This is a genomic window from Streptomyces sp. NPDC058796, assembly GCF_042745235.1.
GTDB lineage: Bacteria > Actinomycetota > Actinomycetes > Streptomycetales > Streptomycetaceae > Streptomyces.
In genome coordinates, this window is the sequence record NZ_JBHYOP010000002.1 from 704,687 (window position 1) to 730,803 (window position 26,117).

The following is a 26,117-nucleotide window of genomic DNA, read 5'->3' on the forward strand; positions in this document are numbered from 1 at the left end:
GGCGCACTCACCCCTGTGATGGCGAACACACGATCTACTGCGTGATCGTCTCGTAATATTGCCGTATGTCTTCGACCGAGCCGCCGTCCGCCTCGCCCGCCAACGTGCTGCCGAAGGTCGCGGCCGTCAAGGTCGCGGACGGTGAGCGTCTCAGGTCGGTCCACCTGCCCGGCATCACCCTGACGGTGCGCTCGCGCCCGCCCGCGCGCGCGGGCCTGCCACCGGCCCTCCACGTCCACGGCCTCGGCGGCTCTTCGCAGAACTGGTCGGCGCTGATGCCGCTGCTGGACGGCGTCGTCGACAACGAGGCCGTCGATCTGCCGGGCTTCGGCGACTCCCCGCCACCGGACGACGGCGACTACTCGATCACGGGGCACGCGCGCGCGGTCATCCGCTACCTCGACGCATCCGGGCGAGGTCCCGTGCACCTCGTCGGCAACTCGCTCGGCGGCGCCGTCGTCACCCGTGTCGCCGCGGTGCGGCCCGACCTGGTGCGGACGCTGACCCTCGTGTCGCCCGCGCTGCCGGAGATCCGCGTGCAGCGCAGCGTCGTGCCGACGGGACTCCTGGCGGTGCCGGGGGTGGCGGCACTCTTCACCCGGCTCACCCGGGAGTGGACCGCGGAGCAGCGGGTGCGCGGTGTGACGGCGCTCTGCTACGGCGACCCCGGGAGGGTGAGCGAGGAGGGCTTCCGCAACGCCGTCGAGGAGATGGAGCGGCGGCTGCAACTGCCGTACTTCTGGGACGCGATGGCGCGCTCCGCGCGTGGCATCGTCAACGCGTACACGCTGGGCGGTCAGCACGCGCTGTGGCGACAGGCCGAACGGGTTCTCGCACCCACGCTCCTGGTCTACGGTGGACGGGACCAACTCGTCAGCTACCGCATGGCCCAGCGGGCCGCCCGTGCCTTCCGTGACTCCCGGCTGCTCACCCTGCCGGACGCGGGTCACGTGGCGATGATGGAGTATCCGGAGACGGTTGCCACCGCGTTCCGCGAACTCCTCGCGGACACCGGGGAGCCGGCGGCCGACGAGCGGACCGACGGGGTCGTCGAGGACGAGACCGCCGACCAGAGCACAGGAGGCTGAGGCGCGACGTGGGACGCCACAGCCGACGCGGACCCGCCCCCAAACCCGTCGGCACGGACACCCCCGCGGGGGAGAGCCGGTCCGGCCTGCTGGGCCGGCGCCGGGCAGCCGGTCCTCCGGCCGGGGGCCAGACCCGGCCACCGGTGAGCGGAGCCCCCGGCACCGCTTCTCCTGGAGCACCGGGCGGCCTCTGGGAGGGCGACGGCGGGCGTCAGGATTACGCGGGACCGAGGTCGGGGGAGGGTATTCCGGCGCACGGGTTCCCTTCTGTCTCCGGTGAGGCGCCGGGGCGGGGCTTTCCGCGGGACACGGAAGGGACGCCCGCGCATGGCTCTCCTCGGGTCTCGGACGGCACGCCCGCGCGCGGTGTGCCCAGGTTTCCCGACGGGACGCCCGGGCACGGCGTGCCGCGGGTTCGGGGTGGGCACCCCGAGCAGCGTGAAGCCGGTGGTGGCTGGGGCGATTTGAGCGGGCCGACCGGTGCCGGCGCCGGGTACGGCACACCGACGGCGCCGCCCGGCGGCGCGCGCACGCGCCCGGGGCCTCCCGGCGGGCCCGGCGCGCCCTTCCCGCGACAGCGGCAGGCTCCGCCGGGCGGGCCGCGGCAGGAATACCTGGACGCCTTCGACGGCGACGGCGACGTCTTCGCGCCCCGTGCCCAGCGTCGTACCCCCGTCCCCGCGCAGCCTGCCGGCCCCTACGCCTCCGCCACTGACTGGAGCGCCGGCGACGGACCCGGCGGCCCGGGCCCCGACGCCGATGCCCACGCCGACGACCCGCCGCCCACGGGCGAACCCGCCACGGCCAAGGGCAGCAAGGGCAGGACCTTCACCGGTATCGCCGCGGCCGCCGTCACCACCGTGCTGGCGGTCGTCGTGGCCGGACAGGTCGCCGACGGCTCGGACGGCGAGGGTGTGCGGTCGCAGTCCGCCACCGATCAGGCCCGCGGCGCCCACGACTCGGCGTCGCGGGACGACGACCGGCCGACGCCCTCCGCGCCCGAGTCCGCGAAGCCGCTGACGTACGAGCAGAAGATGGGCAAGACCTACCCGCTCGACGCCACGCTCAAGGGCTCCGGGGAGTTCGAGGCCATCGCCGGCATCGCCCAGGGTCCGGAGAAGGGGAAGCGGCACACCTATCGCGTGGACGTGGAGCGCGGGCTGGGTCTCGACGGCGAACTCTTCGCCGAGGCCATCCACAAGACGCTCAACGACGACCGCAGCTGGGCCCACAACGGCGCCCACACCTTCACGCGCATCTACTCCGGCGACCCCGAATTCGTGATCACGCTGGCCAGTCCAGGCACCACCGCCGAGTGGTGCGCCAAGTCCGGCCTGGACACGACCGTGGACAACGTGTCCTGCGATTCGGCCGCCACCAAGCGCGTGATGATCAACGCCTACCGGTGGGCGCAGGGCGCCGAGCCGTACGGCGACGACATCCACGGCTACCGGCAGATGCTGATCAACCACGAGGTCGGCCACCGCATCGGCCACAACCACGTCACCTGCGACAAGGACGGTGAACTCGCCCCCGTCATGCAGCAGCAGACGAAGTTCATCGACCACGACGGAATCGACTGCCGACCCAACCCTTGGGCCTACCCGAACAGTTGACCGGCGACCGGTGAGGTGCGGCCATCGCGTCACGTTTCGTGACCGCTTGATCCCTTAGCGCGACCGAACGCATTCCGCACGGGAAAGTTACGACCGTTCACCCCTTTTGGTGGCGCGATGGACAACCGTCCATCGCGCCACCGCCTTGTCCGCATACGTTCGTCCCGCTGCGAGCCGCCGGGCCAACGGCGGCTCCCCAAACGGGAGATCGGGGGTGCGCGCGTGCGCATCGGACTGCTTACGGAGGGTGGCTATCCGTATGTGAACGGTGAGCCCGGACTCTGGTGCGACCGGCTCGTGCGCGGGCTCGAGCAGCACGAGTTCGACGTCTACGCGCTCACCCGCAGTGAGCGCCAGGAGGCCGAGGGCTGGGTTCCGCTGCCGCCACAGGTCGGCCGGGTGCGTACCGCGTCGCTGTGGGACGCCGAGGACGACGGGGTCGTGTACGGACGGCGCACGCGCCGGCGCTTTGCCGAGTACTACGGCGAGCTGGCCGCGATCCTCTGCGCGACCGTCCCCGAAGAAGCCTCCGGTCGGGCCGGTACTGCGGCGTCGCGAGCGGACGGCACGGGCATCCACGACCGGTTCGCCCATGAGGCGGACCGTTTCGCCAACGCGTTGTACGGCCTCGCCGAACTCGCCCGCGACGAGGGCGGGCTGCCCCGCGCACTGCGCTCGGAGACCGCCGTACGCGCCCTGGAAAGCGCCTGTCGCGCGCCCGGCGCCCACCGCTCCGCGCGCGAGGCGCGCGTTCCCGATCTGCTCACCGTCGTCGCGCGCCTCGAACGCGCCCTGCGCCCCCTGTCGCTCGACTGGTACGAGGACGACGGACTGGGCGCCGTCGATCTGTGCCACGCGGCTTCCGGCGGCACCGCCGCCCTGCCGGGCCTGCTCGCCCGGCACTTCTGCGGGGTGCCCCTGCTGGTGACCGAGTACGGGGTGCGGCTGCGGGCGCACTACCTCGCAGAACCCGACTCCTCGCCCTCCATACGGTCCCTGCTGGCCGCCTTCCACGGCCGGCTGGCCGCCGAGACCTACCGGCGCGCGGCCCTGATCACGCCCGGCAACACGCATGCCCGACGCTGGCAGGAGCGCTGCGGAGCCGACCGCGCCAAGCTCCGCACGGTCCACCCGGGCATGGACGCGACCCCCTTCGCCGAGGCGGGGGAGTCCCCGGAAAGCGCCGATCCGCAGACCCTGGTCTGGGTCGGACGGGTCGAGCCGGCCAAGGACCTCGTCTCACTGCTGCACGCCTTCGCGGAAATCCGCAAGGACGAGCCCAAGGCCCGCCTCAGGATCGTGGGCGGCCCCTCCGGGGCCGAGGGTGCGGCCTACCTCGCCCACTGCAAGGGCCTGGCCGCGCAGCTCTTCCCCGACGAGGCCGACGGACCGCACGCCGTCGGCAGCAACCCGGTGTCCTTCGAGGAGATCGGGGGGCCGGAACTCCCCTCCCGCGCCGACGCGTACGCCTCGGGGGCCCTGGTGGTCCTCTCCAGCGTCGTCGAGGGGTTCCCGGCGGGCCTGGTCGAGGCCATGTTCTGTGGCCGGGCGACGGTGTCCACGGACGTCGGCGCGGTGGTGGAGGCCATCGGCGGCACCGGACTCATCGTGCCTCCGCGCAACCCCCGGGCGCTCGCCGAGGCGTGCGTCGCCCTGCTGCGTGATCCCGAGCGCCGTGCGCGCCTGGGCGCCGCCGCGCGCGCCCGCGCGCTGGAACTGTTCACCGTCGAGCAGAACATCGCGGCATTTCAAGGCATTTACCTTGACATCCTCTCGCGTACACCCGCGCGCCGCGTCGTCCTCGACGACACCGGTGAGCCCCTTCCGTTCTCCGTACCCGCCGAGGCGCACGTTCCCGGCCGCTGGACGGACACCACGACCCGTGCCGTGGCCCGAGGCGGCCCGGCCTGGGCGACGGACACTCCCGTCCGGGCCACGACCCGGACCCCGGACACGGACGCCACGCGCGGAGCCGGGACTTCGCCGTCGGCGACCGGGGGAAGCCGGGCTGCGGTTCCGGTGCCGACGGTCGAGGGGGTCCGATGAGCGGCCTCCACGAACTGGACCGCGACCGGGCCGCTGCCGGGCCGGAGAAGGCCGGCACGCGTTCGCCGTCCGCCGCTCGCCGCGTCGCTGCGGACCCGGTGAAGGCCCTGATGCACCGCCACCGCGAGCTGTGCGCACGCGCCGTGGACCCGCTGGAGATCGCGGCCGGGCTGGAGGCGTACGGCGTCACCGACCGGACCGCCGCACGCTTCCGTCACCGGGACGTCTTCTCCCTCGCGGAGGAGATGTACGCCCGCGTCCCGCGCGACGCCGACACGCCCCCGCGCCCCGCGGACCAGCCGGCCCCCCGGGCACCGCTCGTCTGGATCGCGTTCGCCGTGCTGCCCGGCGCCCTGTGCGCCGCCGCCGTGGCCGCCCTGCGCCTCACCGACGGCCGGCCACGCCTGGTCGCGGTCACCGTCGGGGCGCTCGCGGTGGCCCTCGCCCTGCGCGCGGTACTGCGCCGAGGGCCGTTGAGCGCCGGCACGCGGACCTCCGGTACCTGGACCTGGTGGCTCGTCGGCTACTTGGTCCTCGGCGACGGCCTGCTCCGCGCCGCTCTCTCCGGCGGCCCGGACCACCTGCCCGACGGGACCGCCGACGGACCGTGGCCCGTCACCGCGGCCCCCGTGCTGGCCCTCGCCCTGGCCTGTGCGCCCGCTGCCGGGTGCGCCCGCCTCTTCGCGGTGCGCGCCCGTCGCAAGCTGACGGCCAGCCGGGGCCTGGCGGACTTCTCCGCCTCCGTACGCCCCCTGCTGCTCGGCACGTTCGCCCTGTTCATGGCCGCGCTCACAGCGCTGGCGGCGCTGACCGGCGCGGTACTGAGGGAACCCGCCGCCCACCCGCAGGTGCTCACCCTCGGTGCCCTCCTCCTGCTCGCCCGCCTGCTCACCGTGCACGGCCACACGCACGCCCCCGCGCTGATTCTCACCGCCGCGGCCGTGGCGGAGGCGGGGGCGTTGGCCACGGTCTTCGCCGCCCGCCTCCCCGGCTGCGGCTTCCTGGCCACCCCCGTGGAGGCACTGGTCGCCGCCTGCGGCCCGGCCGTCGTCCCGACGGCGGCCTGCGGCACCGGAGCCCTGATCCTCCTGGTCCACGCGACCCGCCGCCTGACCAAGGCATCCGCTCACGCGGCGCGGGAGCACCCGTGCTGACCACGCCCCCGGACACCCCCCACACGTCCGCACCACCCCCTGAAGGAGCCCCCAGATGACCACCTCCCGACCCGACGCCTCGGCACCGGGAGCCGCCCGATGAGAGTCCTGCTGATCGGAGCCAACGGCTACATCGGCCGCTTCGTCGCCGAACGCCTGCTCGCCGACCCGGCCGTCCAGCTCACCGCGCTGGGCCGCGGCGACGACGCCGACGTCCGTTTCGACCTCGCCAGCGGCAGCCCCGGTGCCCTCACCCGTTTCCTCGACGCCGTCCACCCAGGTGTCGTCGTCAACTGCGCGGGCACCACCCGGGGCGGCGCCCGTGACCTCACCCGGCACAACACCGTCGCCGTCGCCACCGTCTGCGAGGCCCTGCGCCGCAGCGGCTGCGGCGCCCGGCTGGTGCAGGTCGGCTGCAGCGCCGAGTACGGGCCCAGCCAGCCCGGCTCCTCCACCGCGGAGGACGCCGTGCCCCGCCCCGGCGGCCCCTACGGCGTCAGCAAACTCGCCGCCACCGAACTCGTCCTCGGCTCCGGCCTGGACGCCGTCGTCCTTCGCGTCTTCTCACCCGCCGGCCCCGGCACACCCGCGGGCTCCCCGCTGGGCCGCCTCGCCGAGGCCATGCGCCGCGCGATGCAGTCCGGCGACGGCGAGCTGAGGCTCGGCGGCCTCGGTGCGCAGCGGGACTTCATCGACGTCCGCGACGTCGCCCGCGCCGTGCACGCCGCCTCGCTCTCCGCGGCGCAGGGCGTCATCAACATCGGTTCGGGCCGTGCCGTACGCCTGCGCGACGCCGCCGCGACCCTCGCCCGCGTGGCCGGCTACGGCGGCGCCCTGCACGAACTCGACAGCCCGCCCGGCGGGCTCCGGCCGGTCATCGGCCACCCGCGCACCGAATCCGCCGGCCACCGTGTCGACGCCCTCGGCCACCACCGCGCCGACGCCCTCGGCCATCACCGCCCCGAGCCCCTCGGGCACCGCGGCGAGCGCGCCGACGCCGAGCACGCGGCCCCGGTGGCCTACCCCTACCCGGACGGCTGCGGCAGCTGGCAGCAGGCCGATGTGCGCACCGCACGCGACCGGCTCGGCTGGCGGCCCAGGATCGCCCTCGAAGAGTCCCTCGCCGACATCTGGATGGAGGCGGCATGCCGTATCTGACCAGCACCGCAGCGGGCGCCGCGAGCACCGACGTCCGTACCGGCCTCGGCATTCCGGGGCTGGCCCACCCCCTCGTCGCCCCCGGCGAGTGGGCGGACCTGGCCTGGCCCGGTACGCCCCTGCACTGGGTCGTGCTCAATGTCGCCGACGGCCCCGGCGCGCACCCCGACCCGCACTGCCTGGAGGCCGCCGGCCGGCTGCGCAACGCGGGGGTCCGCGTCCTCGGCCACCTCGACGCCGCGTACGGAACCCGGGGCTTCGGCGAGCTGATCTCCGACGCGCACCGCCACCTGGACTGGTACCGGGTCGACGGCTTCCTCCTCGACCGCTGCCCCTCCGAACGGGCCGCGCTCTCCGAAATCCGCCGCACGATCAGCACCCTGCGGGTGATCCGTGACGGCGCCCACATCGTCCTCGGCCACGGCACCCACCCCTACCCCGGCTATGCGGAGAACGCCGACCAACTGGTGACCTTCTCGGGCGCCTGGAGCGACTACCGCTGGTCGCAGGCGGCCGAGTGGAGCGCCGACTACCCGCCCGAGCGCTTCTGCCACTTCGTCCACGGAGTGCCCCGCGGACACCTGGAGGAAGCGCTGCGCATCGCCCGCTGGCAGGGCGCCGCGACGATCTACTTCACCGACCGCACCGACCGGGGCGGCCGAGTGGATCCCTGGGAGACGATGCCCGGCTACTGGGACGACATCGTCTCGCGTGTCGGGACGGGTGTCTCGGAATGAAAAAGGCCGTGGCAGTGTTGCGAGGAGAACAACCGTAATTACTGACCGACAAACGGAGTCCCCGTGTCGCTGCCACCCCTGGTCGAGCCGGCCGCCGAGCTCACCGTAGACGAGGTCCGCAGGTACTCCCGCCACCTGATCATCCCCGACGTGGGGATGGACGGGCAGAAGCGGCTGAAGAACGCGAAGGTGCTCGCCGTGGGCGCGGGCGGCCTCGGCTCGCCGACCCTGATGTACCTGGCGGCAGCCGGTGTCGGCACGCTCGGCATCATCGAGTTCGACGAGGTCGACGAGTCCAACCTGCAGCGTCAGGTCATCCACAGCCAGGCCGACATCGGCCGTCCCAAGGCCGAGTCCGCCCGCGACACGATCAAGGGCATCAACCCGTACGTGGACGTGATCCTTCACCAGGAGCGGCTCGAGGCCGACAACGTGATGGACATCTTCGCCCAGTACGACCTGATCGTCGACGGCACGGACAACTTCGCGACCCGCTACCTGGTCAACGACGCCTGCGTGCTGCTCAACAAGCCCTACGTCTGGGGCTCGATCTACCGCTTCGACGGCCAGGCCTCCGTCTTCTGGTCCGAGCACGGCCCCTGCTACCGCTGCCTCTACCCGGAGCCCCCGCCCCCCGGCATGGTCCCCTCCTGCGCCGAGGGCGGCGTCCTGGGCGTGCTCTGCGCGTCCATCGGCTCCATCCAGACGAACGAGGCGATCAAGCTCCTCGCGGGCATCGGGGAGCCGCTGGTCGGCCGCCTGATGATCTACGACGCCCTGGAGATGCAGTACCGCCAGGTCAAGGTCCGCAAGGACCCCGACTGCGCGGTCTGCGGCGAGAACCCGACCGTCACCGAGCTCATCGACTACGAGGCCTTCTGCGGCGTCGTCTCCGAAGAGGCCCAGGCGGCGGCCGCCGACTCCACGATCACTCCCAAGCAGCTCAAGGAGTGGATCGACGACGGCGAGAGCATCGAGCTCATCGACGTCCGCGAGCCGAACGAGTTCGAGATCGTCTCCATCCCGGGCGCCCGGCTGATCCCCAAGAACGAGTTCCTCATGGGCTCCGCCCTGGAGAGCCTCCCGCAGGACAAGAAGATCGTCTTGAACTGCAAGACGGGTGTCCGCAGTGCGGAAGTTCTCGCGGTCCTCAAGTCCGCCGGCTTCTCCGACGCCGTCCACGTCGGCGGCGGCGTGATCGGCTGGGTCAACCAGATCGAGCCCGAGAAGCCCGTCTACTGACCGGACCCCGGCAGGCCGGGCAACGGTCACGCCTCCCGTACGGCGGGGGTTCCGAGCACCGCAGGTGCCCGGAGCCCCCGCCGTCGTCACGAGCAGACCTTGCCGTCCTCCGGCACCGTGCCCTTCAGCAGGTAGGCGTCCACGGCGGAGTCGACGCAGTCGCTCCCGCTCCCGTACGCCCCGTGCCCCTCGCCCTTCCAGGTGAGCACCACACCCACGTCCTCGCCCAGCTCGTCCGCCATCCTGCGGGCACCCTCGTAGGGAGTGGCCGGGTCGCCGGTGTTGCCGACCACCAGGACCGGAGCGGCACCGGGCGCGCTCACTTCCGGGGTTTCGTGCTGACCGGGCACCGGCCAGTCGTGGCACCAGCCCGCCGTGTCCCAGCCGAGGAAGGTCCCGAAGACGGGGGAGATCTTCTCGAACTCCGGCAGCAGCTTCTTCGTCTCCTCCAGGGTCGGCCGCTGCTTGTCGTCCAGGCACGATATGACCCGCTGCGAGTGGGTCGTCGTGCCGTAGTGCCCCGACGGGTCGCGCTCGTTGTATCCGTCGGCGAGGGCCAGCAGTTCCGAGCCGTCGCCCTCCTCGGCAGCCGCCAGGGCACTGGTCAGGGTCGGCCAGCCGGACTTGCTGTAGAGGGGGAGCACGATGCCCGTGAGGGCGAGGCTCTGCGTCAGCTCGCGTCCCGGCGACGACGTCGGCAGCGGCTCGGTGTCGAGCCGCTCCAGCAGGTCGGCGATCTCCCGCGACCCCTGCTTCGGGTCCTGCCCGGTGGACTCCAGGTAGTCGTCCAGGGCCCGCTGGAAGCCCCGGGCCTGGTTCTCGGCGTGGCCGATCGTGTCGGCGGTCGGGTCCACGACCGCGTCGAGGGTCATGCGACCCACGCGCTTCGGGAACAGGTGGGCGTAGACGCCGCCGAGTTCGGTGCCGTAGGAGATGCCGAAGTAGTGCGTCTTCGCGTCGCCCAGGACATGCCGCATCAGGTCCATGTCGCGGGCGGTGTCCGTGGTCGACACGTGTGACATCAGTTCGCCGGCGGCCTTCTGGCAGCCCTTGCCGAAGTCGGCGGCGTCCTTCAGATACGCCTGTTCCTCGGCGGTGGTGTCGGGTGTGGAGTCCACCGACTCGGCGTCCTCGATCGCTTCGTCGCCGCGGCAGCGGATGCCCTCGCTGGCGGCCACCCCGCGCGGGTCCCAGCTCACCAGGTCGTACCGTTCGTGCAGGGAGGAGACGGTGTCGGCGTAGGACGGCATCATGGAGACGCCCGAGCCGCCGGGCCCTCCGAAGTTGAACAGCAGGGAGCCGATGCGCTCGCCGCCGGTGGCCTTCGCCCGGATCAACGCCAGGTCGATCGTGTCGCCGTCCGGCTCGGCCCAGTCCAGCGGCGCCTTGAGCGTGGCGCACTGCCAGTCGCCGTCAGGGGCGGGGGAGTCCGCGGTGCCCTTGCAACGGCCCCAGTCGAGTTCCTGGGAGGCCAGCGACTCGGGCACTCCTGACGGCGCCGCCGCCGAAGGCCGGGGGCCGCCCGTTCCTCCGTCGCCCTCGTCCTTTCCGGACGAGCCGCCGCTGCAGCCCGCCGTCAGCAGTGCCGCGGCGGCCGTCAGAGCCGTCCATCGTACGAGACGCGTCATCGCTCTCCCCCCTCGCGAGCCGTCCGCGCCGTGCGGCGGATGGCGGTCATGCCATGGTAGGCGGAGTGCGCTGAGCCTTCCGCACCCTGTGGATAACTCTCTGACCTGCGAGTTCGGTCGACTTTGTCGGTCCTCGGGTGCGGACTCCTGGGTGGGGCGAGGTCAGGAGCAGACCGTGCCGGCGGCCGGGACCTCGCCGTCCAGCAGGTAGCCGTGGACAGCGTCCTGCACGCACTTGTTCTTGCTGTCGTAGGCACCGTGTCCCTGGCCCTTGTAGGTCAGTTCCACGCCGACGCCCTTGCCCAGTGCCTCCACCATTCTCCCGGCACCCTGGTAGGGAGTCGCTGGATCGCCGGTGTTGCCGATCACCAGGATCGGAGCCGCACCGGGCGCGCTGACGTCGGGGTGGTCGGCGGCGCCGGGCACCGGCCAGTCGGTGCAGCTGAGCATGGACCAGGCGAGGTAGTCGCCGAACACCGGCGAGGCCTTCCGGAACTCGGGCAGTTTGCTCTCCACGTACGCGGGGTCGTACCGCGGCTTGTCGTCGGCGCAGTTGATGGCGACGTTGGCGGCAGTGATGTTGCTGTACTCGCCGTTCTCGTTGCGCCCGTTCAGCGAGTCCGACAGGGCCATGAGGATCGTGCCGTCACCGTCGTACGCCTGCACCAGGCCCTCGGTGAGGTACTCCCAGAAGTCCTTCGAGTAGAGCGACTGCGCGATGCCACCGGTCGCGGCGGTCTGGGTGAGTTCGCGGGGGAAGATGCCGGGGATCGGCTTGCTGTCGAGGTCCTCCAACAGCCGGGCGATGCGGTCCTTGACGTCCTGGGCGCTGTCCCCGACGGGGCATTCCTCGGTCTTCGAGACGCAGTCGTCGGCGAAGTTGTCGAGGGCGAGCTGGAAGCCCTCGGCCTGCCCCAGCGAGCCCTGCTCCGGAGTCTGCGTCGGGTCGACGACCGCGTCGAAGACGGCGCGCCCCACGTGCTTCGGGAACAGGTGGGCGTAGACGCCGCCGAGTTCGGTGCCGTAGGAGATGCCGAAGTAGTGCAGCTTGTCGTCGCCGAGGACCTGGCGCATCAGGTCCATGTCGCGGGCCGCGTCGGTCGTGGCCACGTGCGGCAGCACCCTCTTGGAGTTCTTCTCGCAGGCGGCGTTGAAGTCCTCCGTGCTGTCCACCAGTTCCCGGCGCTCGGCGGCGTCGTCAGGGGTGGCGTCCTGCTGGAAGTAGGCGTCGAGCTGCTTGTCGTTCAGGCATTCCACGGGGGCGCTGCGGCCGACGCCGCGCGGGTCGAAGCTGACCAGGTCGTAGCGGGTGCGCAGCTTCGCGTAGTCCTGGCCGAAGGCGGGCAGCGTGGTGACGCCCGAGCCGCCCGGGCCGCCGAAGTTGAAGACGAGGGAACCGATCCGCCGGTCGGCAGGGCCACTGGACTCGGCCCGGATCAGCGCGAGGCCGATCGTGTCGCCCCGGGGGTCGTCCCAGTCGAGCGGCGCCTTCATGGTGGCGCACTGCCACTCGGTCCCGTCCGGCAGCGGGGAGGGCGCGGCACCGCCGCCCTCGGCCTCGGAAGGGGCCGGACAGTCCTTCCAGTCGAGCTTCTGGGCCGCCAGGCCGTCGCTTTCATCGGAGCCGCTCCCGGAGTCGTCGCTGCAGCCGGACAGGAGGGCGGTGCACATGACCACGGAGGCGGCGGAGGCCAGGGCGGCGGCGCGCAGCCGGGAAGGATTCGGCATGCGTCCATCGTGCGGGCGCGCGGGGCCGCACGCTCGGGGCACGAGCCGTAAGAGGGAGGCCCACGCTCACCGGAGCCTGCCGTGTGCCGCGCACGGAGCGCTCACCGGGGCACTACAGCGCCTCTTTCCGTGTCAGGTGGTTGAAGAACAGCCAGCCCGGGAGCACCGGCAGCCACAGCGTGAGCAGCCGGTACAGCAGTACGGCGGGTGCGGCGACCTCCTTGGGCAGGCCCATGGCGATCAGGCCGACCGTCAGCGTCGCCTCCACCGCGCCCACACCGCCGGGCGTCGGTGCCGCGGACCCCAGTGCGTTGCCCGCCAGGAAGACGACCGCGACGCTCACCAGGCTGATCGACGCCGACTCGTCGCCGAAGGCCCGGATGGAGGCGTCCAGGCACATCACGAAGCAGGCGGTGAGCAGCAGCATGCCGCCGATGCCGGTGATCAGCTTCTGCGGCCGCTGCAGCACGTCCAGCATGCGCGGCACGACGCCCGCGAAAAGCGACCGCACGCGCGTGACGACGAATTTCCGCAGGAACGGCACGGAGGTCACCACGAGCACGAGCACCGCCACCGTCAGCAGACCCGCGATGACCGTCCGGGAAGGCGTCAGCGACGGGGTCTTCTCGGTGCCGGTCAGATAGCCGAAGGCCAGCAGCATCAGGATGTGGCAGCCCAGGCCGAACAGCTGTGACGCGCCGACACTCGCCACCGCGAGCCCGGGCCGCACACCCGCGCGCTGCAGGAACCGGGTGTTCAGCGCGACACCGCCGACCGCCGCGGGCGCGACGATCTTCACGAACGACCCGGCGACCTGCGCGGCCACGGTCCGCAGGAACGGCACCCGCTCGGGTACGAAGCCCAGCAGCGCCATGGCCGCCGCGATGTAGCTCGCCGCCGAGAACAGCACGGCCGCCGCGACCCAGCCCCACTGGGCGTTCGCGATCAGCGGACCGAACTCGATGTGCGTGAGCTGCGTCAGCAGGAAGTAGGCACCGATGGCCCCGGCGATGAAGCTGATCAGCGTGCGTGGCCGCACCCGCTCCAGCCGGGCCGGCTCGACGGGGGCCTGCGGCCGGATGCGCAGTACGGCGTGCCGGATCTGCGTGAGCAGGTCCTCCTCGCGTGCCTCCTCCAGCGCCTCGTCCACGGCCCGCTTCTCCGCCCGCTGCTCGGCACGCGCGGCCTTCTTCTCGGACTTCTCGGGTTTGGCGGACTTGGCGGGGCCACCGGGCTGCTCGTGCACCCGGTGCGCGTCGTCGCCGTCGGCCGCCTCCGCGCGGGCGAGCTTCGCCTGCCGGGACGACTCCAGGACGGCCTCACGTTCGCGCTGGGCGCGCTCCCGGCCGAGCCTGCGCAGGGTCGCGCGGGTGGAGCGGCTGAGCGCGATGGGCTGGAGCATCGGCAGGCAGTCCGCCACGGCGTCGGGGCCGAGCACGGCCACCGCCGAGGCGACCGCGCGTTCGGCGCCCACCCGCAGGCCGAGCGTCACCAGGAGCTGGGAGACGTCCATGCGCAGCAGCAGGTCACCGGCGGCGATCTCGCCGATGCGCAGGTCGGTGAGGATGACCGTGCCGGAACGATCCACCAGGATGGCGTCGCCCACCAGCCTGCGGTGCGCGATACGGCGGGACTGCAGGGCTCGTACCTGTTCCCAGGCGCCGCGCAGCAGGCCGTCGGTGATCTCCTCGTCGGGCAGCGAGTCGAGAGTGCGCCCGCCGGTGTGCTCGTAGACGAGCATCACCGCGTCGGGCCCCAGCTCGGAGGTCGCGATCAGCTTGGGCGCGTTGGCACCGGCCGCGATCGCCGCGTAGGCGAGCAGCGCTTCCTGCTCCAGTGCCTGGCGCAGCGACGGGAGGCTGCTGCGGGTGGCGAAGCCGCGCAGCGTGAGATTGCGCCACGCGCGGTAGAAGAAGCCCTGGGCCTGCTGCTCCCGGTCCACCACCGTCACGTCCAGGGGCCGGCCGTCCTCCAGGGTGACGAAGTAGCGCCGTCCGCGGTCACCGGTCTCCGCGGTGTCCGACGCCACTTCCTCGCGGGCGGCGGTCACGGGGTGGAAGCCGACGGTCCGCAGACCCGCCATCAGCGTCCGGCCGGTGGGGCGGACGTTGGGGGAGCCGACCGAGTACAGCGTGCCGTAGGCGACGGTCCAGCCGATGAGGACGGTGAGGATGATCGAGAACGGTGTCGTGTAGCCCGTGACGAGCATGGAGAAGGCGTCCAGGAGGAGCACGATCCACAGCACCGCGCGCCACCGGGGTCTGCGTGACATGCCGACGGCCGTCATGTACGCGATGACTGGCGCCAGGTAGCCGTGCACGGGGTCGGTCAGCGCGTGGATGTCGCCCGGCGACGGCTGGGTGAGCGCCTCCTGGATGGAGCCCGGAGCCGCCTTGGCGACCCACAGGTCCGTGGCGAGCGTCACCCCGTGCGCGAGGACCGCCGCCAGCACACCGTCGGCGATCCGCAGCCCGTCCCGCTTGATCAGCCGCTCGATCGCGAACGCGACCGGTACCAGGAGGATCGCGATGCTGGAGGCCAGTCCCGCGATCTTGATCAGCAGGTCGGGTGCCTGTCCGGTGCCCTTGTTGATGTCCTGTTCGAGACCCGAGGTGGTGCCGTGCGCGAAGGCGGCGACGGCCAGCAGTACGGCGACGGCGAGCACACCCACCAGGAGCCGCATCAGGTCGGAAGGACGGTGCACGCGCGCGGGGAGCAGCGGTTCGTCGCCCTCCACCTCGTCGATGTGGGCCACGTCGTCGGGGTCGGCTGCCGTCGCCGACCGGCCCCGGACCGGGGCGTCCGGGTGCGACGAGGAGTCATCCGGACGCGACGAAGAGTCAGAGGTGCCCTCGGCGTCCTCGGGGTGCACACCCTGCTGTTTCATCGCCTCTTCTTGCTCTCGTATCACTGGTCACCGACCGCACGATGGTGGCATGCCGCGTCGGCCCCGGCAGGCATCAGGGTGTCCGTGCGGGCCGCACAGTCTGCCGGAAGCGCCGCTCGCGGGCGAGGGACGCGCACCGTCGGGACGGCGTCCCGTTGTCGGTGCGGTGGGGCAGGATGGGACGGATGAGCGAGCAGAACTTTGCGGACGACGCCCGCCCGGCGTACGCGGACGCGCTGCCCGAGTACGCCGAGCGGGTCCTCGAGGTGACCGAGATGATCCCGCCGGGCCGCGTCATGACGTACGGGGACGTCGCCGAGTACCTGGAGGAGGGCGGCCCCCGGCAGGTCGGCCGGGTGATGTCCCTCTACGGCGGAGGCGTGCCGTGGTGGCGCGTCGTCCGCGCGGACGGCGTTCTGCTCGCGGGGCAGGAGCTGGAGGCCCTCGACCGCTACCGGGAGGAGGGCACGCCCCTGAAGGAGGCGAGCAGAGCCGCGGAGGGCCATGTGCCGCGCCTCGACCTGAGGCGGGCGCGATGGGACGGCGGCGAACGCGCGCAGGGTCACACTTGAAAGCTTCCGCCATCGGACCCGTCGGCGTGTGACCTGTGATCCGTATGAGGGAAACGGGGCACTTCGGGCATGTCGATGGCATGGCGTACGTTCGTGGGGCGGGGGACACGCGCGCCCAGAGTGAGCCGACGGGCAAGAGTGACCCGCGGGACCTGGCGGTCCCGGGGTGGTTGAGGGGCCCGAGGGAAGGAGCGGAAGCGCTGCTTCCGCCTCACTCGTCGGCGTAGCGTCTGCCGCACGCGTCCCCCTCGTCCCGCGGCCACCGCCGCGCCCGCGGCGCGGGCAGTCCATCAGCACACCCACCAGGACCGGCGAACCACGTGAGCTCCTCTTCCTCCACCCGTCACCCGTCGCACCCCCAGGTGCGACGGGGGAGCCGTGGCGCTTACCGACTGGTGCGTACCCCGCCGACGCGCATGGACCCCCCTCGTCTGGACGCCGCCCAGCGCTCCGTGGTTGACCACCGGAGCGGGCCGCTGCTCGTGCTCGCGGGTCCGGGCACCGGGAAGACCACCACTCTGGTGGAGTCCGTGGCGGACCGGATCGCCCGCGGCGGCGACCCCGAGCGGATCCTGGTGCTGACCTTCAGCCGCAAGGCGGCCGTCGAGCTGCGGGACCGGATGGCACTGCGCATCGGCGCCGCACGGGCTCCCAGGGCGACCACCTTCCACTCCTTCGGTTACGCCCTGGTCCGCGCCCACCAGGACAGCGACCTGTTCGTGGAGCCGCTGCGGCTGCTGTCCGGCCCGGAGCAGGACGTGACCGTGCGCGAGCTGCTCGCCGGGCAGGTGGACCTGGAACGGGCCGGCCTGGCCCACGTGCGCTGGCCCGACGAACTGCGGGCCTGCCTGACGACCCGCGGCTTCGCCGACGAGGTCCGCGCGGTGCTCGCCCGCACCCGCGAGCTGGGCCTCGGCCCGCAGGCGCTGAAGGCGTTCGCAGGGCGCATCGGCCGCCCCGACTGGGGGGCCGCCGCCGTCTTCCTCGCCGAGTACCTCGACGTGCTCGACCTGCAGGGCGTGGTCGACTACGCCGAACTCGTCCACCGCGCGGTGCTCCTCGCGCGCCGCCCCGAGGTCGCCGCGCGGCTGGCCGCCCAGTACGACGCCGTGTACGTCGACGAGTACCAGGACACCGACCCGGCCCAGGTACGGCTGCTGCAGGCCCTGGCCGGTGGTGGACGCACCCTCGTCGCCTTCGGTGACCCCGACCAGTCGATCTACGCCTTCCGGGGCGCGGACGTGAACGGCATCCTCGACTTCCCGGCCGCCTTCCCGCGTGCGGACGGCCGCCCGGCGCCGGTCGAGGTGCTGCGGACCTCACGCCGCTCCGGGGCCGCCCTGCTGGCCGCGACCCGGCTGCTGACCCAGCGCATGCCGCTGACCCGTCTCCCCGCCGGCAAGGTGCGCGCCCACCGGGAACTCGCTCCTGTCCGGGACGGCGGGCGCGTCGAGGCGTACACGTACCCGACGTCCGGCACGGAACTGGACAACGTCGCCGACATCCTGCGGCGGGCCCACTTGGAGGACGGCGTCCCCTGGGGCGAGATGGCCGTCCTCGTGCGCGCCGGCGCCCGCACCATCCCCACGGTGCGGCGTGCCCTCACCGCGGCCGGCGTACCCCTGGACATCGACGGCGACGACCTCCCCCTGCGGCACGAACCGGCGGTGGCGCCCCTGCTGACGGCCCTGCGGGCCGTGGCGGAGGCGGAGACGGGAGGAAGGACCCGGGTGGGCGTCGACGAGGCGGGGGACGCGACGCCGGGCGGGGGAGCCGACGGGGCGGCGGTCACGACATCGAGCGGTGGCGCCGGTCACGCCGGGGGTCCCGCGCCCGAGGAAGGCGGCGACGAGGCCGGGGACGTACGGGGCGCGGTCGGCCCCCAGGACGCGGCCGAACCGGGGCGCGTACCCGGCGGCGGAGCCGTGGCGCAGACCGGACCCGAGCCCGACGCGGCCGTGGACGCCGTGCCGGAGACCGAGGCGACGGAAGCCGCGCCCGGGCCCGGAGCGGAGACGGACACCGACACAGCGGCCGAGGCCGTGCCTGACGGTGACGCGGACACCGCGGCGGCCGCCACGCGCGGTGAACCCGACCACCGCGCGGAGGAACCGTGCTGGCTGCCCACCGATACCGCCCTCACCCTGCTCACCTCTCCCCTCGCCGGGATGGACGCCGCCGACCTGCGCCGCCTCGGCCGCGCCCTGCGCGAGGAGGAGCGTGCCGCCGGCAACCCACTGCCGCCGCCCTCGGACGAACTCCTCGCACGGGCGCTGGCCGAGCCCGAACGGCTGGCCGTGCACGACCCCGCGTACGCGCGGGGTGCCCAGCGCCTCGGCGCGCTGCTCCGCACGGCCCGCGAGCGTCTGGCGGGTGGCGGCAGCGCCGAGGAGGCGCTGTGGGATTTGTGGGAGGGGACTCCGTGGCCCACCCGCCTGGAGCGCTCCGCCCGGCGTGGCGGCGCCGCCGGCCGCAACGCCGACCGCGACCTCGACGCGGTGTGCGCGCTCTTCGCGACGGCGGCCCGCGCGGAGGAACGCACCGGTGGCAGGGGCGCCCTGAACTTCCTGGAGGAGATCGACGCCGAGGACATCGCCGCCGACACCCTCACCCGGCGTGCCGTCCGCCCCGACGCCGTCCGCCTGATGACCGCCCACCGCGCGAAAGGACTGGAGTGGCGGCTGGTCGTCGTCGCGGGCGTCCAGGAGGGGCTGTGGCCGGACCTGCGTCGCCGCGGCTCCCTGCTGGAGGCCGACCGCATCGGCCGCGACGGCCTCGCCGAACCGCTGACGCCCGGCGCGCTGCTCGCCGAGGAACGCCGCCTGTTCTACGTGGCCGCCACGCGCGCGAAGGAACGGCTCGTCGTGACCGCCGTCAAGGCACCGGCCGACGACGGCGACCAGCCCTCCCGGTTCCTGACCGAACTCGGCGTCGAACCCGTCGACGTCACGGGCCGCCCCCGCCGCCCCCTCGCCGTCGCGGCGCTCGTCGCCGAGCTGCGCGCCACCACGGTCGACCCTCGCGTCTCCGAACCGCTGAGGCAGGCCGCGGCACGCCGTCTGGCCCGCCTCGCCGCCCTCGCCGACGAGGACGGCCGCCCCCTGGTGCCGTCCGCCCACCCCTACCGCTGGTGGGGCATGTGGGACCCGACGGAGAGCAAGGTCCCGCTGCGCGACCGCGACAAGCCCGTCACGCTCTCCGGCAGCGCCCTGGACCAGCTGGCCAACACCTGCGCGCTGCAGTGGTTCCTGGGCCGGGAGGTGAAGGCCGACGCTCCCGCGACCGCGGCACAGGGTTTCGGCAACGTGGTGCACGTCCTCGCCGACGAGGTGGCCTCCGGGCACACCCCGGCCGACCTCGCCGTCCTCATGGAGCGCCTGGACTCCGTGTGGAACGCGCTCGCCTTCGACGCGCCGTGGAAGTCGGCGCAGGAGAAGGCCAACGCGCGCGTGGCGCTCGAACGCTTCCTGAAGTGGCACGTGATGGACCGCGCCGGACGCACGCCGGTCGCCAGCGAGCACGACTTCGACGTGACCCTGGAGGCGGGCGACTACGAGGTGCGCATCCGCGGCCAGATGGACCGCGTGGAGACCGACGGCGACGGCCGCGCCTATGTCGTCGACTTCAAGACCGGCAAACAGGCTCCGACCTCCGCCGAGGTCGCCCACCACCCCCAGCTCGCCGTCTACCAGCTCGCCGTCCGCGAGGGTGCCGTCGACGAGGCCTTCGACGGCACCCGTCCCGCACCTGGCGGGGCCGAACTCGTCCAGCTGCGCCAGGGTGCGCCCAAGCGGGACGGCGGGGAGACCCTGCCCAAGGTGCAGGCGCAGGAGTCCCTGGAGGGACCGGACGGCGAGTGGGTCGGGGACCTGCTGGCCACGGCCGCGGGCAAGGTCCTCGACGAACGGTTCACCCCGACCGCGGGGCAGCACTGCACGCACTGCGCCTTCCGCGCGTCGTGCAGCGCGCGGCCGGAGGGGCGCCACGTCGTGGAGTGAGCTGCCGCAGCCCACGCCCGAGACCGGTGTGACAAGTCGCACCACGCCTGCTGACCTGCGCTTCCCCGTGACTCCGTCGGCGCTCGCGCACCCGGTGTCAGTGCCCGCGGCTAGCCTCTTGGACGTGCCCGCCCATCTCACCGATCCCGAGCAGCTCAAGGAGCTCCTCGGCATCCCCTTCACCCCGGAGCAGACGGCCTGCATCATCGCGCCGCCCGCCCCGCAGGTGATCGTGGCCGGCGCCGGGTCGGGCAAGACCACGGTGATGGCCGCACGCGTGGTGTGGCTGGTCGGCACCGGCCAGGTCGCCCCGGAGCAGGTGCTCGGCCTCACCTTCACCAACAAGGCGGCCGGTGAACTCGCCGAACGCGTGCGCACCGCGCTCATCAGGGCCGGGGTCACCGACCCGGACGTGATCGACCCGGACGATCCGCCCGGCGAACCGGAGATCTCGACGTACCACGCCTTCGCGGGGCGTCTCCTGACCGACCACGGACTGCGCCTCGGACTGGAGCCGACCTCCCGGCTGCTCGCCGACGCCACCCGCTACCAGCTCGCCGCGCGGGTCCTGCGCGAAGCGCCGGGCCCTTATCCGGCGCTCACCCGCTCCTTCCCCGACCTGGTCGCGGACCTCCTCGCCCTCGACGCGGAACTCTCCGAGCACCTCGTCGCGCCCGAGGCACTGCGCACCTGGGACGCAGGTCTCCTCGGCTCCCTCCAGAGCGTCAAGCTCACCAACGCCGACCTGCGCAAGGTCCCGGAGGCCGCCGCCGCGCGCCGCGAACTCGCCGACCTGGTGACCCGCTACCGCGCCGCCAAGCGCGAACGGGACCTGCTCGACTTCGGCGACCAGATCGCCCTGTCCGCACAGCTGGCCGGGCTCCCGGAAGTGGGCCGCCTCCTGCGCGACGAGTTCCGGGTCGTACTGCTCGACGAGTACCAGGACACCTCGGTGGCCCAGCGCATGCTGCTGGCCGGTCTGTTCGGCGCCGGCACCGGACACCCGGTGACCGCCGTGGGCGACCCCTGCCAGGCGATCTACGGCTGGCGCGGCGCCTCCGTCGCCAACCTCGACGACTTCCCCGAGCACTTCACGCACGCCGACGGCCGCCCCGCCGCCCGGCAGGCGCTCAGTGAGAACCGCCGCAGCGGCGGACGACTCCTCGACCTCGCCAACGGTCTGGCCGAGCCCCTGCGCGCCATGCACGCGGGCGTGGAAGCCCTGCGCCCCGCCCCCGGCGCCGAACGCGACGGCACGGTCCGCTGCGCCCTGCTGCCCACCCACGCGGAGGAGATCGACTGGATCGCCGACTCCATCGCCCACCTGGTGCGCACCGGCACGGCGCCCGGTGAGATCGCCGTCCTGTGCCGTACGGCGACCGACTTCGCCGAGATCCAGGGCGCCCTGGTGACCCGCGACGTCCCCGTCGAGGTCGTGGGCCTGTCCGGGCTGCTGCACCTGCCCGAGGTGGCCGACCTGGTCGCCGTCTGCGAAGTCCTCCAGGACCCCGGCGCCAACGCCTCCCTGGTCCGCCTGCTCACCGGCCCGCGCTGGCGCATCGGCCCACGGGACCTCGCCCTGCTGGGGCGCCGCGCCCGGCTCCTGGTGAGCCACGCGCGCGTGGACGGCGACGACGACCCCGACCGGCGGCTCGCCGCGGCCGTCGAGGGCGTCGACCCGTCCGAGGTGATATCGCTCGCGGACGCCCTCGACACCTTCCTGGAGACGCCGCTGGACGGCAGCGGGGACGACGACGGCCTGCCGTTCTCGCCCGACGCGCGCGTGCGGTTCGCGCGGCTCGCCACCGAACTGCGCGACCTGCGCCGAGCCCTCGCCGACCCGCTCATGGACGTACTGCACCGCGTACTCGCCGTCACCGGTCTGGAGGTCGAGCTGTCGGCGTCCCCGCACGCCCTTGCCGCCCGACGCCGCGAAACCCTGTCCAACTTCCTGGACGTAGCCGCGTCCTTCGCCGCGAGTGACGGTGAGGCCACCCTGCTCGCCTTCCTGGGCTTCCTGCGCACCGCCGCCCAGTACGAGAAGGGCCTCGACAACGCCCTGCCGGGCGGCGAGAACACCGTCAAGGTGCTCACCGCGCACAGGTCCAAGGGCCTGGAGTGGGACGTCGTCGCCGTACCGGGCCTGGTCACCGGCACCTTCCCCAGCGGCCAGGGCCGCGAGAAGTGGACCGCCCAGGGCAAGGTGCTGCCGCACGGCCTGCGCGGTGACGCCGACACCCTGCCCGACGTCGAATCCTGGGACGCACGGGGCCTGAAGGCCTTCCACGAGGCCATGAAGGAACACCAGCACACCGAGGAGCTGCGCCTCGGGTACGTCACCTTCACCCGTCCCCGCTCCCTGCTGCTGGGCTCCGGCCACTGGTGGGGGCCCAGCCAGAAGAAGCGCCGCGGACCGTCCGACTTCCTCATGGCCCTGTACGAGCACTGCGCGGCCGGACACGGCGAGATCGAGGCGTGGGCGGACGAACCCGCCGAGAACGAGGAGAACCCGGCCCTGCACCGGGCCGCCGCCGACCACGCCTGGCCCCTGCCCCTCGACGCCGACGCCCTGGCCCGCCGCAGGGCCGCCGCCGAGACGGTCCTCGCCCACCTGGACGACCTCGCCGCGCAAGAGGACGACCACCCCGCCGCCATCCACGCCCCGAACACCTGCGGCGATCCCGACTGGCCGCCGCCCCCGGGCTCCGAAGCACTCCTGGACGAAGACGATCCGCTCGACCCCGGCTGGACGGAGGAGGACCCCGCCGACTGGGACTCCTGGACCACGGACCGCCTCGCCACACCACCACCCCCCACGGCGCCGCCGGCCCGCCCTGCCGTCCCGCACCAGGCGCCACCTCCGGACCGGCCCGCCGCCCCCGCCGGCCTCACCCCGGAGGAAGCCCGCACCGTCGCCTCCTGGGACCGCGACCTCGACGCCCTCACCGGCGAGCTCCTGCGCGCCCGGGAAAGCGTCACCGAGGTCCCGCTCCCGGCGTCGCTGACCGCCTCCCAACTGCTGAGCCTGGCCGCCGACCCGGACGGCTTCGCACAGGAGCTGGCCAGGCCCATGCCCCGTCCGCCCCAGCCCGCCGCCCGCCGCGGCACCCGCTTCCACGCCTGGGTCGAGGCACGCTTCGAACCGCTGACGCTGCCCCTGCTCGAGCCGGAGGAGCTGCCGGGCAGCGATGCCGAGATCGCCGACGAACGCGACCTGGAGTTCCTGAAGGACGCCTTCGAACGCACCGAGTACGCCCGCCGCATCCCCTACCGCGTGGAGGCGCCGTTCCAGCTCTCGCTCGCGGGACGTGTCGTACGCGGCCGCATCGACGCCGTGTACAAGGAGGGCGACGGCGAGACGGCCACGTACGAGATCGTCGACTGGAAGACGAGCCGGGCCGGGACCGCCGACCCGCTCCAGCTCGCGCTCTACCGCCTCGCCTGGGCCGAGCAGCAGTGCGTACCCCTGGAATCGGTCACCGCCGTGTTCCTGTACGTGCGCACGGGCGAGGTGGTGCGGCCGGCCGGGCTGCCGGACCGGGCCGCACTGGAGCACCTGCTGACGGCCGACCCGGTCGGTGACGAACCGCACGGTCAGGGTGCCGACGCGGGCCGATAGGCTCGTGAGCATGAGCGACACCCCGGACAGCGCTGTCCGTACGTACATCGAGCACCACCGCGCCGCCTTCCTCGAAGACCTCGTCGAGTGGCTGCGCATCCCGTCCGTGTCGGCCCAGCCCGACCACGCGACCGATGTGCGCCGCAGCGCCGACTGGCTCGCCGCCAAACTGAAGGAGACCGGCTTCCCGACCACCGAGGTGTGGCCCACACCGGGAGCCCCGGCGGTCTTCGCCGAATGGCCCTCCGGCGACCCGCAGGCACCGACGGTCCTCGTCTACGGCCACCACGACGTGCAGCCCGCGGCCCGGGAGGACGGCTGGCACAGCGAGCCCTTCGAACCCGTCGTCCGCGGGAACCGCCTCTACGCGCGCGGGGCGGCCGACGACAAGGGGCAGGTGTTCTTCCACACACTCGGCGTCCGCGCCCACCTGGCGGCCACCGGTCGCACCGCCCCCGCGGTCAACCTCAAGCTGCTGATCGAGGGCGAGGAGGAGTCCGGCTCCCCGCACTTCCGCGCCCTGGTCGAGGAGCGTGCCGACCGGCTCCGCGCCGACGCGGTCATCGTCTCCGACACCGGCATGTGGTCCGAGGACACCCCCACGGTGTGCACCGGCATGCGCGGCCTGGCCGAGTGCGAGATCCGGCTGCACGGACCAGATCAGGACATCCACTCAGGCTCCTTCGGCGGCGCCGTCCCCAACCCGGCCACCGCCGTCGCCCGCCTGGTCGCCGCCCTGCACGACGAGCACGGGCGCGTGGCGATCCCGGGCTTTTACGACGGTGTGGTCGAGCTCACCGAGCACGAGCGCGCCCTCTTCGCCGAGCTGCCCTTCGACGAGGGGCAGTGGCTTCGCACGGCCAAGTCCCGCGCGGCGCAGGGCGAGGCCGGGTACACCACCCTGGAGCGGGTCTGGGCCCGCCCCACCGCCGAGGTCAACGGCATCGGCGGCGGCTACCAGGGCCCGGGCAGCAAGACGATCATCTCGGCGTCCGCCATGGTGAAGCTGTCCTTCCGGCTCGTCGCGGGTCAGGACCCCGACCACGTCGAGAAGGCCGTCCGCGCCTGGGCCGCCGAGCAGGTGCCCGCCGGGATCCGCTGCGAGATCACCTTCGGTTCGGCCACCCGACCGTGCCTGACCCCGCTGGACCACCCGGCGCTCCAGTCGGTCGTCCGCGCCATGGGCCGGGCCTTCGGGAAACCGGTCCGCTTCACCCGCGAGGGGGGCTCCGGTCCGGCCGCCGACCTCCAGGAGGTGCTGGGCGCACCGGTGCTCTTCCTCGGCATCTCCGTCCCGTCCGACGGCTGGCACGCCCCCGACGAGAAGGTGGAGCTGGACCTGCTGCTCAAGGGCGTCGAAACAGCCGCACACCTGTGGGGTGACCTGGCGGAGTACTGGCGCCACGCCCCATGAGCGGCAGTTCGGCCCAGGACCGGGCCGGCACCGCGCCCGGCACACTGGAAAGGCCGCCGCGTCGCCCGAGCCCTCCCGGCCCCGGTCGCCACCCGCCGCACGAACCTGCTAACCGCCTGCCGAACCGAAACGCTCACCGGGGGAGTTGGAAGCACCCGTGACCACCTGGACCGACCACACCGCCGACCGTCCCATCTCGCTCACCGCCCCGAGCGGCATCGACCGTGCCGCCCATCACCGCCTCGACGAGGCCTGGCTCGCGGCGGCGTGGAGCCACCCCTCGACGCGCTGTTTCGTGGTCTCCGGAGGTCAGGTCCTGATCGACGAGACGCCCGACGGGCGTACCGAACTCGTCATGACCCCGTCCTTCGAGGCGCCGCTGACCGAGGCACACCGCTATTTCCTGGGCACCGACGACGACGGCGTCAGCTACTTCGCCCTCCAGAAGGACTCCCTGCCCGGCCGCATGGACCAGTCCGCCCGCCCGGCGGGGCTGCGGGAGGCCGGCCTGCTCCTGTCGCCCCGCGACGCCGGCCTGATGGCCCACGCGGTCGCCCTGGAGAACTGGCAGCGCCTGCACCGGTTCTGCTCCCGCTGCGGAGAGCGCACCGTCATTGCCGCGGCCGGCCACATCCGCCGCTGCCCGGCGTGCGGGGCCGAGCACTACCCCCGCACCGACCCCGCGGTGATCATGGCGGTGACGGACGACGAGGACCGGATCCTGCTCGGCCGCCAGGTCCACTGGCCCGAGGGCCGCTTCTCGACGCTCGCGGGGTTCGTGGAGCCCGGCGAGTCCATCGAGCAGTCGGTACGCCGCGAGGTGCAGGAGGAGGTCGGCGTCACCGTCGGTCCCGTCGAGTACGTCGCCAGCCAGCCCTGGCCCTTCCCGTCCAGCCTGATGCTGGGTTTCATGGCGCACGCCACCTCGACCGAGATCAACGTCGACGGGGACGAGATCCACGAGGCCCGCTGGTTCTCCCGCGACGAGCTGGGCGCCGCCTTCGAGTCCGGCGAGGTGCTCCCGCCCTACGGCATCTCCATCGCGGCCCGCCTGATCGAGCTCTGGTACGGCAAGCCGCTGCCCACGCGCGGCGCCTTCTGAGGCGAGACAAACCAGAGGGGTGGGGGGCCCCCCCCGGGGGGGGGCCCCCCCCCCCCCGGGGGGGGGGGGGGGGGGGGGGCCGCGGCGGGGGGGGGGGGGGCGCCGGGGGGGCCCCCCCCGCGGGGTCG

15 protein-coding genes are annotated in these 26,117 nt (G+C 73.3%); 12 read left to right on the forward strand and 3 right to left on the reverse strand.

All coding sequences use genetic code 11. The features are described from left to right. Window positions 1-65 precede the first annotated feature (65 nt). From ACFW47_RS08555 to moeZ, 7 genes are all read left to right on the forward strand, one after another. On the forward strand, window positions 66-1,088 hold the full coding sequence (locus ACFW47_RS08555) for an alpha/beta fold hydrolase (RefSeq protein ID WP_386286651.1): 1,023 nt from the start codon (window positions 66-68) through the stop codon (window positions 1,086-1,088). Window positions 1,089-1,096: 8 nt separating this feature from the next. After that, window positions 1,097-2,704 carry a DUF3152 domain-containing protein gene (locus ACFW47_RS08560; protein ID WP_386305219.1) on the forward strand — a complete coding sequence of 536 codons (1,608 nt, stop codon included), beginning with the start codon at window positions 1,097-1,099 and terminating at the stop codon, window positions 2,702-2,704. A gap of 222 nt (window positions 2,705-2,926) precedes the next feature. Then, window positions 2,927-4,750 carry a DUF3492 domain-containing protein gene (locus tag ACFW47_RS08565; RefSeq protein WP_386305221.1) on the forward strand — a complete coding sequence of 608 codons (1,824 nt, stop codon included), beginning with the start codon at window positions 2,927-2,929 and terminating at the stop codon, window positions 4,748-4,750. Beyond that, entirely contained in the window at window positions 4,747-5,904 is a 1,158-nt protein-coding gene (locus ACFW47_RS08570; RefSeq protein WP_386286657.1) for a hypothetical protein, read from the forward strand. Before ACFW47_RS08565 ends, ACFW47_RS08570 begins: the two co-directional genes overlap by 4 nt. A 99-nt stretch (window positions 5,905-6,003) precedes the next feature. Beyond that, entirely contained in the window at window positions 6,004-7,062 is a 1,059-nt protein-coding gene (locus ACFW47_RS08575) for an NAD-dependent epimerase/dehydratase family protein (protein WP_386286659.1), read from the forward strand. Beyond that, complete coding sequence (locus tag ACFW47_RS08580) at window positions 7,050-7,799, forward strand: spherulation-specific family 4 protein (RefSeq protein ID WP_386286661.1); 750 nt, start codon at window positions 7,050-7,052, stop codon at window positions 7,797-7,799. The genes ACFW47_RS08575 and ACFW47_RS08580 overlap by 13 nt, the downstream gene beginning before the upstream one ends. 63 nt (window positions 7,800-7,862) lie before the next feature. Further along, window positions 7,863-9,041: an adenylyltransferase/sulfurtransferase MoeZ gene (moeZ, locus tag ACFW47_RS08585; RefSeq protein WP_073724405.1), complete on the forward strand. Its 1,179-nt coding sequence runs from the start codon at window positions 7,863-7,865 to the stop codon at window positions 9,039-9,041. Between the two features lie 86 nt (window positions 9,042-9,127). On the opposite strand, the gene ACFW47_RS08590 is transcribed toward moeZ, so the two are convergent. The 3 genes from ACFW47_RS08590 to ACFW47_RS08600 all read right to left on the reverse strand — a co-directional run bounded on the left by ACFW47_RS08590 (window position 9,128) and on the right by ACFW47_RS08600 (window position 15,284). Continuing rightward, window positions 9,128-10,669, reverse strand: a complete 1,542-nt coding sequence (locus tag ACFW47_RS08590) for an alpha/beta hydrolase (RefSeq protein ID WP_386286663.1) — start codon at window positions 10,667-10,669, stop codon at window positions 9,128-9,130. 162 nt (window positions 10,670-10,831) lie between these two features. After that, window positions 10,832-12,397, reverse strand: coding sequence for an alpha/beta hydrolase (locus tag ACFW47_RS08595; protein ID WP_386286665.1), 1,566 nt, complete (start codon window positions 12,395-12,397; stop codon window positions 10,832-10,834). A gap of 112 nt (window positions 12,398-12,509) precedes the next feature. Then, window positions 12,510-15,284: a lysylphosphatidylglycerol synthase domain-containing protein gene (locus ACFW47_RS08600; protein WP_386286667.1), complete on the reverse strand. Its 2,775-nt coding sequence runs from the start codon at window positions 15,282-15,284 to the stop codon at window positions 12,510-12,512. A gap of 185 nt (window positions 15,285-15,469) precedes the next feature. On the opposite strand from ACFW47_RS08600, the gene ACFW47_RS08605 reads away from it, so the two are divergent. The 5 genes from ACFW47_RS08605 (at window position 15,470) to nudC (ending at window position 25,989) form a co-directional block, all read left to right on the forward strand. Continuing rightward, window positions 15,470-15,856, forward strand: coding sequence for an MGMT family protein (locus ACFW47_RS08605; RefSeq protein WP_386286669.1), 387 nt, complete (start codon window positions 15,470-15,472; stop codon window positions 15,854-15,856). Between the two features lie 320 nt (window positions 15,857-16,176). Further along, a complete protein-coding gene (locus ACFW47_RS08610; protein WP_386305222.1) occupies window positions 16,177-19,854 on the forward strand; it encodes an ATP-dependent helicase in 3,678 nt (1,225 codons plus the stop codon). Window positions 19,855-19,978: 124 nt separating this feature from the next. Next, complete coding sequence (locus ACFW47_RS08615) at window positions 19,979-23,473, forward strand: UvrD-helicase domain-containing protein (RefSeq protein ID WP_386305224.1); 3,495 nt, start codon at window positions 19,979-19,981, stop codon at window positions 23,471-23,473. A gap of 10 nt (window positions 23,474-23,483) precedes the next feature. Continuing rightward, entirely contained in the window at window positions 23,484-24,887 is a 1,404-nt protein-coding gene (locus ACFW47_RS08620; RefSeq protein ID WP_386305226.1) for a dipeptidase, read from the forward strand. A 157-nt stretch (window positions 24,888-25,044) separates the two neighbouring features. Further along, complete coding sequence (gene nudC / locus ACFW47_RS08625) at window positions 25,045-25,989, forward strand: NAD(+) diphosphatase (protein ID WP_386286677.1); 945 nt, start codon at window positions 25,045-25,047, stop codon at window positions 25,987-25,989. The last annotated feature ends 128 nt before the right edge of the window (window positions 25,990-26,117 follow it).